This is a genomic window from Parapedobacter pyrenivorans, assembly GCF_014636865.1.
Classification (GTDB): domain Bacteria; phylum Bacteroidota; class Bacteroidia; order Sphingobacteriales; family Sphingobacteriaceae; genus Parapedobacter; species Parapedobacter pyrenivorans.
In genome coordinates this window covers 353,000-364,612 of the sequence record NZ_BMER01000003.1, presented here as the reverse complement: position 1 = coordinate 364,612, position 11,613 = coordinate 353,000, and the positions used below count along the sequence as shown (strand labels likewise).

At 47.5% G+C, this 11,613-nt stretch carries 11 protein-coding genes; 8 read left to right on the top strand and 3 right to left on the bottom strand.

Annotation, left to right across the window (positions count from 1 at the left end; all coding sequences use genetic code 11):
• Position 1: 1 nt before the first annotated feature.
• From IEV98_RS16405 to IEV98_RS16395, 3 genes are read right to left on the bottom strand one after another with little or no spacing between them, the layout of a single operon-like run.
• Positions 2-481 (bottom strand): hypothetical protein, encoded by a 480-nt coding sequence (locus tag IEV98_RS16405; RefSeq protein WP_229738798.1) that lies wholly within the window; start codon positions 479-481, stop codon positions 2-4.
• Positions 482-485: 4 nt separating this feature from the next.
• Positions 486-1,829, bottom strand: coding sequence for an ABC transporter permease (locus IEV98_RS16400; RefSeq protein WP_188507098.1), 1,344 nt, complete (start codon positions 1,827-1,829; stop codon positions 486-488).
• Positions 1,830-1,852: 23 nt separating this feature from the next.
• Complete coding sequence (locus tag IEV98_RS16395; RefSeq protein ID WP_229738797.1) at positions 1,853-2,545, bottom strand: ABC transporter ATP-binding protein; 693 nt, start codon at positions 2,543-2,545, stop codon at positions 1,853-1,855.
• Between the two features lie 375 nt (positions 2,546-2,920).
• Here IEV98_RS16395 and IEV98_RS16390 point away from each other — a divergent pair, with 375 nt between their 5' ends.
• From IEV98_RS16390 to kdpA, 8 genes are all read left to right on the top strand, one after another.
• Positions 2,921-5,665, top strand: coding sequence for a TonB-dependent receptor (locus IEV98_RS16390; protein ID WP_188507097.1), 2,745 nt, complete (start codon positions 2,921-2,923; stop codon positions 5,663-5,665).
• Positions 5,666-5,772: 107 nt separating this feature from the next.
• Positions 5,773-6,954, top strand: a complete 1,182-nt coding sequence (locus tag IEV98_RS16385; RefSeq protein ID WP_188507096.1) for a beta-helix domain-containing protein — start codon at positions 5,773-5,775, stop codon at positions 6,952-6,954.
• A 139-nt stretch (positions 6,955-7,093) separates the two neighbouring features.
• Positions 7,094-8,443, top strand: coding sequence for a sigma-54-dependent transcriptional regulator (locus IEV98_RS16380; protein ID WP_188507095.1), 1,350 nt, complete (start codon positions 7,094-7,096; stop codon positions 8,441-8,443).
• A gap of 247 nt (positions 8,444-8,690) precedes the next feature.
• Positions 8,691-9,065 (top strand): DUF7674 family protein, encoded by a 375-nt coding sequence (locus tag IEV98_RS16375; protein ID WP_188507094.1) that lies wholly within the window; start codon positions 8,691-8,693, stop codon positions 9,063-9,065.
• Positions 9,065-9,298 carry a hypothetical protein gene (locus IEV98_RS16370; RefSeq protein WP_188507093.1) on the top strand — a complete coding sequence of 78 codons (234 nt, stop codon included), beginning with the start codon at positions 9,065-9,067 and terminating at the stop codon, positions 9,296-9,298. The genes IEV98_RS16375 and IEV98_RS16370 overlap by 1 nt, the downstream gene beginning before the upstream one ends.
• Before the next feature lie 4 nt (positions 9,299-9,302).
• Positions 9,303-9,644: a DUF7674 family protein gene (locus IEV98_RS16365; protein ID WP_188507092.1), complete on the top strand. Its 342-nt coding sequence runs from the start codon at positions 9,303-9,305 to the stop codon at positions 9,642-9,644.
• A 64-nt stretch (positions 9,645-9,708) separates the two neighbouring features.
• Entirely contained in the window at positions 9,709-9,786 is a 78-nt protein-coding gene (locus IEV98_RS24745; protein ID WP_188507220.1) for a potassium-transporting ATPase subunit F, read from the top strand.
• 127 nt (positions 9,787-9,913) lie between these two features.
• On the top strand, positions 9,914-11,599 hold the full coding sequence (gene kdpA / locus IEV98_RS16355; RefSeq protein ID WP_188507091.1) for a potassium-transporting ATPase subunit KdpA: 1,686 nt from the start codon (positions 9,914-9,916) through the stop codon (positions 11,597-11,599).
• Positions 11,600-11,613 lie beyond the last annotated feature (14 nt).

Here is an 11,613-nt window from a genome sequence, read left to right as displayed (position 1 = left end):
CTCAAATCGCCTCGGCATCTAAAATCTGGATTTCAGAATTGCCCTCTTGAGTATTGGCATTGAGCCGTACTGTTCCCTTTATTTTAATGGGTTCCTCGGTGAAGCGTATTTTTTTGCCCTTTTTCATAAAAATTTCTACCATGGGCGGCACATCGCCCTGGCCACAGAACATGCATTGCATAATGGGTAGCACAGAGAGCATAAATGTCTCGTGGTCCCGGCCACCCGTCATGGGTACCAAGTAACCCGGTAGTGTAACGGTTTTTTTGTCTATGGCCTTCAACTCATCCGGAAAATGTGGGGTATAAACCGTTTGATTGTCCTTATAGGTGACCTTGTACATCAGTTTGTTGATGGTTTCCCATGTTTCGTTCATCATCGGAGTGTGATCTGGTACTTCACCAAACGGGTTATCCTGCTGAGCGTTTGCATGATGTAAGCCCAAGGAAATGAATGCAGTGACTATTAGTTGTTTTATCATGTGTTTAATTTCCTGACAACGTTTGCGATATCGAGGTTTTATAAGCCTTTATGGCGGGAATTACAGCCGCAACAAAACCGATAGCTACACCGATAACCACCAGCCAACCTTCTTGCGGTAGCAAAACCAATGTTTCCAATAGTGTCGCCGTGCCATCCGTGCTGGCTCCAATCAGGTAAAGCGCAGTATGACCAATTATGATTCCCAGCAATGCACCTACAAAAGTAAGCAATATTCCTTCCGCAATCACTATGCCGAACAGCTTTCCTTGAGATGCTCCTAAGGTGCGCATGATGGCCAGATCATACTTTCGACTCTTTAGTGCGTTATATAAACTGATAAATACACTCAATGCGGCCATCAGCATGATTACGTATGCGAGTACCTGTAGGGAATCTATGCCAATCCCCAATAGCGAGAATAACCGAGCGCTCTCCATGGCAGGGGAAGCTGCCTGCATAGCTGTTTGTTGGTTGACCAGCCTGGGGAACATGCCAATGGCGGCTGGGTTGCGGTATTGGATAAGCATACTGGTGATTTCACGTTCACTGGTGCCGACATCGCCCACGATGCTTTTGACCAATTGAGGTTCGTCCTGATGATCGCTGCTGCCATCCTCCTGTGGGTGTTGCTCACCATGGTGATGTTCGTGCTCCTCCACGCCGGCTAGGTCGTGGCTATGGTTTTCATCGTAATGCTCATCCCCATGTTCATGAACGTCTTCGTCACCCTCATCTCCATGCATGCGCCATACGCTGGCCAGATTAGCCACGACCAATCGGTCTGCGATGTGATGTGCCGGTTTGAAAATACCGGTGATGGTATAGGGGTGTTCGTCGTGCGCATGGCCTTCACTGCTGAGGCCGTGTGCCCCATAAATTTTGTCTCCTATATGTAGGCGGTGCTTTTGCGCCACTTCAGCGCCGATGACAGCCTCGAAATCCTCTTGCCAAATCCGGCCTTCAGCCAATTCTAAACCATAAAGCTGTAGGAACGTGCTGTCAGTTCCAACAATCCGGTGGTCGCGATAATTGTCGCCTAAGGACAACGGAACGGCCAGCTTGACCATCGGGTTGGCGGCCAGTTTTTCAGCTTCAGCGAGGCTGATGTTGCCCGTCGGGTTGTCCATATGGTAAATGCTGCTCAGGATAAGCTGGATGGGGCTTCCCTTGGCACCCACTACCAAATCGATGCCGCGGCTATTATTGTCGAGCTGCTCTTCCAGTTGGTGCGAGGTGAGCAATAGTACGCATAGTATACCTGTGCCAAAGGCAGTTAATAATATGCCTAATATGGATGTTGCTGGATTTTGTCGGATATTTTTCCATGCAATTTGTAATACCTTCATTTTTTTACGTTTTACCGTTCCTATCAACTTACTTGGTAAATATGTTCAATGCGTGACTTCACCCGTTTGTCATGCGTAGCAATGATGAGCGTTGCACCATGTTGCTCGGCTTGTGTGATTAACAAGTCCAACACACGTTCGGTATTCCGGTCGTCAAGTGATGCGGTCGGTTCATCAGCCACGAGTATTGCCGGTCTGTTGATCACCGCACGGGCGATGGCCGCGCGCTGCATCTGGCCACGGCTCAATTTGCTGGGGTAACTATAAATCTTATCGCCAAGGTTGAGTAACGTCAAAACTTCCAGTATCCGGTCATTGTTTACCTTGGCGCCAGCAAATCCTTGTGCAATTTGCAGGTTTTCTTTTACCGTGAGGCTTTTTACCAAATGAGCTTCCTGAAAAATCAGCCCGATGCGTTGGCCACGAAATGCATCGAGTTTCCGGGCGGATAGCGCGTAGATGTCTTCACCAGCTACTTGCACCGTCCCTTCATTGGGTTGGAGTAGGCCGCTAAGAATATGCAGCAACGTCGTTTTGCCGCTGCCCGAATCACCCAACATCAGCGTATGCTGGCCCGAGGGAATTTCGAGGTCTGCAAAGTCCAGCGATTCTCCCCCGCGATACCGGTATTTGATGCCGCTCAATCGGATAACTGTATTTGTATTATAATCCTGCATGGTAATGCGATTAAGTAAATTCTTGGCATTGATAGCCATTCAGTTCCGCAAGTTTAAGCTATTCCGTTTAGATATGCATCAAGTTAATGCAACTTTATTGATATTGTGTCTGCCTTCGACCAAAAGGCATCGCATTACGGTCGGGTCAGCTGGCTATCTAACTGCGGTCCCCTTGCTGTAACGGTGCTTAAAACACCCGGCTGACAGCCAGCCCACAGCAGGCATACAGTCAAGCCACGCGCAGCAGTCGGGGAGCGGTCGGGGAGCAGGTAGATTGGCAGTGGTCTTTTTGCGCCATTTTTGCAGATTATTTTGAGTAACGTTCAGTTAACATAAAACTAAACATTCCTTTATGTAACACTAACGTTTAGGTAATGTTAAATTAGGATTATTGCATGGAATTTTTATCAGACCATGCAAAATAGAAAAATTAACATTTATTTACTGTTTATCAGTCTTTTCATGTTGTGCTCCGCTGTTAATGCGCATGCCCAGCAAGGGATTGTCAAAGGCAAAATTAAAGACGCTGCCACCGATGGGTTAATCATTGGTGCTTCAGTAACCATTGTAGGGAGTACTCACGGCACCATTTCGGGCGACGATGGCACTTTCTTGCTCACGGCGATTCCTGCAGGGCAGCACGTGCTACAGGTAAGCTATGTAGGCTACTCAACTATCCGTGTTGACGATATCATTGTAAAAGAGGGAGCCGAGACCATACTGGATATCAAGCTGGAAGCATCCGGTGAATTGATGGATGAAGTGGTGGTAACCACTACGCGTAAGCGGGGGACTGACATCGCCTTATTGGCTGAACAAAAGAAAGCCAGTCTGGTAATCCAGCGGATCGGTGCGCAGGAGTTGTCACGGATCGGCGCAAGCGATGCTGCAAATGCTGTGGCTAAGATGTCAGGGATTTCAAAAGAGGAGGGAGGGACGCAAGTTTATATCCGTGGAATGGGCGATCGCTACAATGCGACCTCGTTCAATGGTTTGCCGTTGCCTTCCAATGATCCTAAACTAAAGAATATCGCGTTGGATTTATTTTCGACCGATGTCATTGAGTTTGTAGCTGTCGATAAGCTTTACAATAGCAAAATGTTTGGCGACTTCGGAGGCGGAAATATTGACATCTACTCGAAAGATTATTCAGGGAACGGTATGCTCGAGGTTTCGGTGTCTTCTACGTTGAATACCAATGCGATATCCCACGCCGGTGCCTTCGCACAACTTCCAAACGGCGACAGGTGGGGCTTCTCGCAGTATTCCATACCCGAGAATCCGCTGGGCGGGTTCAACTTCACCAATAGCGCAAATCCGGTATCCCGCAATCCCTACCCAGCCAATGTCCGTGTATTGGGTGGCAAGTCATTCAACGTCGGCGGTACAGGTCGGCTCAATTTCTTTGGGACAGCTAGTTTTGGGAACGGATTTGAATACCGTGAGGGGGTCAATAATGACGTCAGTGCGCAGGGAGCAAGGATACGGTGGTCCGATCAAACGCGCTTTGGGTATAAAACCAACACTACTGGCTTATTCAATGCAAAATACCTGATTAATCCAATGCATAAGCTGTCGTATAATTTCTTGTTTGTCAACAGCAGCGATCAGTGGAATGACAATTATAACGGCTATTTCCGTGATATCACGGAAGGTACCACTGGCTTACGGCGATTAGGTTCGTATGCACAAAATCGGGTTTTCGTCAACCAGTTGTTGGGTACGCATCAATTGAGCAGCCGGATCGATGTGGATTGGGGAGTGTCAGCAAACCGCGTTGCCTATATTATGCCCGATCGGATTGAAAATGTACTTCGATATGTAGACGGCGAAGGGTATCGGATCGCAGAATTTGCGGATTCAGATAATAACCGATTCAATCAACGGCTGGATGAAAATGAATATGCAGTCAATTTGAACGGAAGCTACAAAATCGGGAATACAGAGGCGCCGGGAGGTATCATCCGGTTAGGTTATCAAGGTCGGCTCAAAAAACGTGAGTTTGAGTCTATTCAATTTAATTTCGAACATACGTCACAGGGCAGGTCTGTGGTTGTTGACCCCAATAATTTGGATGCGTTGTATAATCAGAATAGCTTCGCTAGTGGGTATTTCAATATTACGGGATTTGCAGGCGAATCGCCGCAGTTGTATAGTGGCGACCAACAGATTCATGCTGGTTATGTCAGTTTGGAATACGATTTGACGGATCGGTTGACTTCTGTTGTTGGTGTTCGTTATGAAAATATCCGGCAGTATGTCGATTGGGTAACACAATTCTTTCCCGACGGTGGGAAAAATACGTTGACCAAGAATCCGATTTTGCCGAGTTTGAACCTGAAATACGAATTGAACGAAAAACAGAACCTGCGTTTAGGTGCCAGCAAAACCTACACATTACCTCAATTCAAAGAAAGGGCTCCATTTGTATTTGACGATGGCACGGTGTCTGAACAAGGAAATCCATTTTTATATCCTTCTGATAACTATAATCTGGATATCAAATGGGAGATGTTCCCATCGTCGTCTGAGTTGATTTCGTTAGCGGCGTTTGGAAAATATGTTCAAAATCCAATCAATGAAATCAGCATTGCGGCTACTGCTAATGATATCTCTTGGGTAAACATCGGGGATGTCGGTACCGTAATCGGTGTTGAATTGGAGGCAAAGAAGGATTTAGTTAAATGGAATAGTGATCGGAATCTATTCTCGGCTGGTTTGAATGTGGCTTACATGAAGACCGACCAGGATATCAATACGGATAAGGTAAGACAGGAAACTAGATTTGACATTCGCCCTACGCATAACCGCTCTAACTTTACCGGCGCATCTGATCTATTGGTCAACGCTGATCTTACCTATACCAAGCGCTGGCGGAATGACGGTAATATTATGGCTACAGTCGCTTACTCCTATTTTTCGGACAAGATTTACTCGCTTGGCATCGAACAGAAAGGGAACTTGGTTGATCGGGGTGTAGGAACGCTCGACTTCATCATTCGGAGCAAGATTAATCGGCGGATTGGTGTGGATTTGTTGCTAAGGAATATCCTGGATCCTGAATACCGCAGGACCCAAGAAAATGCGAATGGGCACGTACCAGTACTGACCTATAAGAAAGGACAGTTCTTTTCACTGGGCGTAAATTACCAGCTTTAATGCAGGTGTCGGGTTAACAATTTGATTATACGAAGTTAATAATCAGGTTACTATTAATATACACTTTTGTATCGGAATACAGATTATATAAAAAAATGAACATGGAAATGAAAAAGACTTTTAGATGGATGATGGGAGCTACTGCACTGGCTGTTGCGGTGGTTGTGACTTCTTGTAGCGACGATGACGATCCACAACCAGGCCCTGATAACGGCTTCGTTGTCAATCGTGATGATCTGAAGGGCGAAATCACTAGTGGCGAAGTGGTGCTAGCGGAAGGTACGTATAAGTTGACCGGCGCATTAGTCGTGAAAGAAGGGGCAAAATTAGTCATTAAGCCCGGTGTAATCGTTGAAGCGACCGCACTTCCGGCGAATCAGTTTGCTGCTGTTCGCTTTATCGGAATATCGCGCGGAGCGCAGATTGATGTTCAGGGAACCGCTAACAACCCGGTCGTATTTACCGCTGCTGAAGAGAAACCTGGTGCTTGGGGTGGTTTGGTACTTTGCGGTGCTGCTCCGATCAATAAAGGTGAAACTGCACAATCCGAAGTGGGTGATCTCGCTTATGGGGGCACTAACGCAAGTGACAATTCGGGTTCCATTAAATACCTTCGGATTGAATATTCCGGCTATTCTTACAATGATGAAAAGGAGTTCAACGGTGTTTCTTTCTTTGGCGTGGGCAGTGGTACTGTCGTCGAAAATATTCAAGTCCATGAAGGCTCTGACGATGGCTTTGAATGGTTTGGCGGAACGGTAAATGCAAAAAACCTAGTGGTCTCAAACTTTTCAACCGAATTTGTCGGTGATGATTTGTTTGACTGGACAGAAGGCTGGGTTGGGAACGGTGAGAACTGGTACGGCGTTCGTACCAATGATGGTAACCGGGGCATTGAGGCCGACAACAACAGCAATAATCACTTGGCTACTCCTGTTTCCAACCCAACAATCAAAAACCTGACGCTGATTGGCAATGGTGCCGGTGGCGAAAACCATGCGATCAAATTGCGCGTTGGAACTAAAGGTATATTCGATAATGTGGTGTTGAGTAACTGGGGGACTGGCTTTGATGTAGAACACGATGAAGGTATTTCATTCGTAGGCGACGGATCGTTGAAAGCCACTGGCGTGAAATTTGACAACGTCACCAAGCTGTCTTCAGGTAAGAACACTGCTGGTGCGGCTGCTGACGTGAGCGCTGTATTCTCCGAAAACTCCAACGCTACCGGTGCCGGTGCAGGCACCGATAAGCCTGAGTGGACCAACGGTTGGACCGTAGGTCTGTAGACCTTCCGATAAAACTATAGTAAGCCGTTAGATCGGCAATATGGAGAAAGCCCGGTTTACCTATGCCGGGCTTTTTTCGTAATTCTCGGTACTGACGAAAACCTGGACTCCGGAAATTACATTACCTTTGTAAAAGTATATGAAACGGCTTTTATTGATCGACGACGAAGAAAAACTAAGGAACCTGCTGGCCAGGGTGATCGGTGTGCAGGGCGAAGGTTTTCAGGTCGATCAAGCGGGTACGTTGAAAGCTGCCCGGCAGAAATTAACGAGAGCGCAATTCGATGTGGTATTATGCGATGTCAGGTTGCCCGATGGAAGCGGTGTGGAATTCGTCGGGGAGATCAAGCAGCTGCAACCATTTTCGGAAACCATCTTGCTTACAGCTTTCGGAAACATTCCGGATGGGGTGCAGGCCATAAAAAACGGCGCATTTGATTACATTACCAAGGGGGACGATAATAACCGGATTATTCCGCTGATCAACCGGGCTTATGAAAAAGTGCTGCTCGCCAAACGGATACAGCAATTGGAACAGCGGGTTGGCCAACGGTACTCCTTTGACAACATCATCGGGGGATCAAAACAAATCCTGGAAGCAATCGGCCTTGGGAAAAAGGTGGCCCAAACGGAAACTACTGTGCTATTGCTCGGCGAGACCGGCACCGGGAAAGAAGTGTTCGCACAGGCGATCCATCACGCCGGAAACCGAAGCAGACAGCCATTTGTCGCAGTCAACTGTTCGGCATTCAGCCGCGAACTGCTGGAAAGCGAGCTCTTTGGTCACCGTGAAGGGGCTTTTACCGGAGCATCGAAAGACAAGAAGGGTTTGCTTTCGGAGGCGGATGGCGGTACTGTTTTTCTAGATGAAATCGGAGAGATGGCCCACGACCTGCAGGCGAAGTTACTTCGTGTACTGGAAACAGGTGAGTTCTTGATGGTGGGCGATACCGTGCCCACCCGGGTTGATATCCGTGTGATTGCGGCAACAAATAGAAACCTCATGGAAGAAATTGAGCAGGGCCACTTCAGGAGCGATCTCTACTACCGCTTGTCTATTTTTACAATCACCTTGCCTGCGTTGCGGGAACGGGTATCTGACATTAAACCGCTGGCCGAATATTTCGCCGAGGTGTTTGCCCTGAAAATGAACAAGCGGAGAAGTGTGCTTTCCGAAGACTACGTAGCGTCATTGAAAACACATCCTTGGAAAGGGAATATCCGCGAATTAAAGAACGTGATTGAACGCAGTACCATCCTGAGTGACGGAAATACTCTTGTTACCGATACCCTGCCGTACGAATTTACCCATCCGATTTCCCATTCTCAAGACAATTTACTATCCTCTTTTTCGATGGCAGGTACCGAAAAGCTGCATATCCAAAAAGTGCTCAACCACACCAAAGGAAACAAGGCCGAGGCCGCCCGGCTGCTTGAAATCGGCATTGCCACGCTCTACCGCAAAATGGAGGAATACAAGCTGAAATGACCGGGGCAATACCCAAGCAGAAAGCGTCATCTATACCCATCCCTTTTTATATCGGTACCTAAGTAGGCCTTCTGCATTGACCCCGGTATGTGTATCAAGCTGATAAATATCCTCTCAAAATGATAGGGATCCGGGAAGGGTCAAATCTTCAAAAATATTTTATTACACTGATTATCAATCAAAAATAATATTACTCGGTCATTTGGAACTTCTTTGGCCTATTGCGTTTCCGTAAAAAGTAAATAATATGGAAACAATCAATAGGAAAGAACTCTCATTCATCGTGGCCAGCGAGTTGCCCGAAATCCGGGATGAAATCGGCCATATCCGTTCAAAGGAGAACGTGGCTGGGGTAATGCAGGCGGTGGTCAACTACATGCGTGACATGGCGCGTGGAAGGCAGATCGATAAGATTGTTCGCCGCATGAAACTGGTTGGGTGGGTCTATGGAAGGACAGACAGTGCAATACGCGAAACGATTTCAAATGTATTCGTGCGATCTTTCAACGGATTGCGCAACCGCTGCAGCAACTGGGATTGGACGCGTATTCAACAACAGATGCCTTCGAACCTTTACTCGGTTTATGCCGTGCAGAACCGGGTTTTAAAAGAACGCGTGTAATGGAAAGGAAGAAGTCAGTTGCGGAACTCAGGAAGACGGTAAAGGCTTACCAGAATATCAGGCCGTTCGACTGCCTCATGTACTTTTTCCTTGTATTCATCGCGGTCGGAGTTACTATCAGAATCATCAACAATTATTCAATAAGCATTATGTTAACAGTTTTACTGGTGGTAGCCGGGCTCGCATGTTTTGCGTTGTTCATCAAGGCTATCAATTTTTTCCAAAACATCTGAATTCATGGATTGCGAAACAAAGATCACTAGGACGCTGCGGGAATGGATACCCGCTGCGTTGACTGGCACCGATCCGTCCGACGATTATAAAGCGCTCCGTGAAGCCGCGGATCTATTCCTGCGGAAAGTCGTGGGAGACGCTACTGAACGCGCCGATGCGCTGGAGGCATTAAAAGTCGTGAATTTACTATACACGGGAGGTTGTCTACACGATCGGAATGCCATCGAAAACGAATTCCTGTCCGTCCTGGCGTCCCAGGAATCACCCGGCTCGCTAAAAGCACACATAGCCCTTTTTCCAAAGGAACTCAGGCAGGCCTACCTAAAAACAATACTGGAAAATTGAAATGGATAAAAATACCCAGCTGACTCTACTACTGCTGGTAAAAAATTAATTAAAAAGAAGAACCATGATCCTTTTATTTCTACTGGCGATAGCGGTTTTCACGTACATTCTTTATGTACTATTGAGACCCGAGAAATTTTAATGGCCATGAACAAAGTTAAACAAGAACGTAGGCTGGAGCAATTGCAATCATCCTTTTTGCGGTTGCCTTGCTTCTTTTGGCCTATTACAAAATAAGATATGCAAACTAAATTAAAAATCAAAAGAAAATGAATACTGAATTAATAGGGATTGTCGTGATGTTTACTGCCGCAATCGTTCTCGCGATTCCATTTGGAAAATACATCGCGAAAGTATACGGCGGGGAAAAAATGGGGCTCGACCCGATCTTTAATCCCATTGAAAAACTATTTTATAAGACCAGTCGCATAGACCCGAGCTCACCAATGGATTGGAAGCAGCACATGGTGGCGATGCTGACCATCAATATGGTGTGGTTCCTGTTGGGGATGCTGATACTCATGACACAGGGTAGTTTGCCGCTGAACCCTGACAGGAACCCAAGCATGCCTGCAGATCTGGCATTCAATACGGTCATATCGTTTGTGGTAAACTGCAACCTGCAGCACTATTCCGGCGAGACCGGTCTGAGTTACCTGGGGCAGTTCTGGCTAATGTTCCTGCAATTTGTCAGTGCCGGCACCGGGATGGCCGCCGCTGCCGTCGTATTCAGGGCATTCAGGGAAAAGACCTCATCCAGTCTGGGTAATTTTTACGATTTCTTCGTGAAGTCGTGCACGCGCATACTGCTGCCGGTTTCCTTTTTGATCGCCGTCATTCTGGCATTTGATGGAACACCGATGACCTTTGAGGGAAAGGACACCATTGTCAGCCTGGAGGGCGATACCGTGGAGGTATCGCGGGGGCCTGCAGCGGCTTTCGTTTCGATCAAGCATGTTGGTACGAACGGCGGCGGTTTTTTTGGCGTCAACTCGGCCCACCCGTTTGAAAACCCCTCTTATTTGTCAAATATGGTAGAAATGGTTGGCCAGTTGATCATCCCCTTGGCCATGGTGTTTGCATTTGGCTATTTCATTCGACGGAAGCGGCTGTCCTGGATGATCTTCGGCGTGATGACCGTCGGATTCTTGATGCTCGCGATCCCGAATATCCTGATGGAAGTGAACGGCAACCCGGCCATCGGGAAAATGGGGATCGATAATACGCTCGGTGCGATGGAGGGCAAGGAAGTACGGTTAGGGGCAGCGGCATCCGGATTCTGGAGCATCGTGACAACGGTTATATCAACCGGTTCAGTCAACTCCATGCACGACAGCTCCATGGCGCTGTCTGGCATGAACGAACTGCTTGCCATGATGATCAACTGCTTTTATGGCGGTGTTGGCGTAGGGATACTCAATTTTTTTGTTTTTATTATCCTCGCCGTGTTTGTAAGCGGCCTGATGGTGGGCCGTACGCCGGAATTCCTGGGAAAGAAAGTGGAAGCCCGTGAGATGAAAATCGCGATGATCATTGCGTTGATCCATCCGTTGATGATCCTGGTAGGCACAGGTTTGGCTACGGCATTCCCGGAGCAGGGGGCTTCCACGCTGAATAACCCCGGTTTCCACGGCTTCAGTGAAATCCTCTATGAATATACCTCCTCGTCAGCAAACAACGGCAGCGGTTTTGAAGGGCTCGGAGATAATACGCTGTGGTGGAATATCAGTACCGGATTCGTGTTGATATTGTCACGTTTCCTGCCAATCATCGGTCCAGTGGCGATCGCGGGCCTGTTGGCCGATAAACGTTTCATACCGGAAGGCGAGGGTACGCTCAAAACAGATACCTCCACCTTTGGCCTGATGGTTTTTGCCGTTATTTTCATTGTGGCCGCCCTGGCATTCTTTCCCGCATTGGCGCTAGGTCCTATTGCCGAGTTTTTTTCCATGTAATCTTTGAGTAAGGA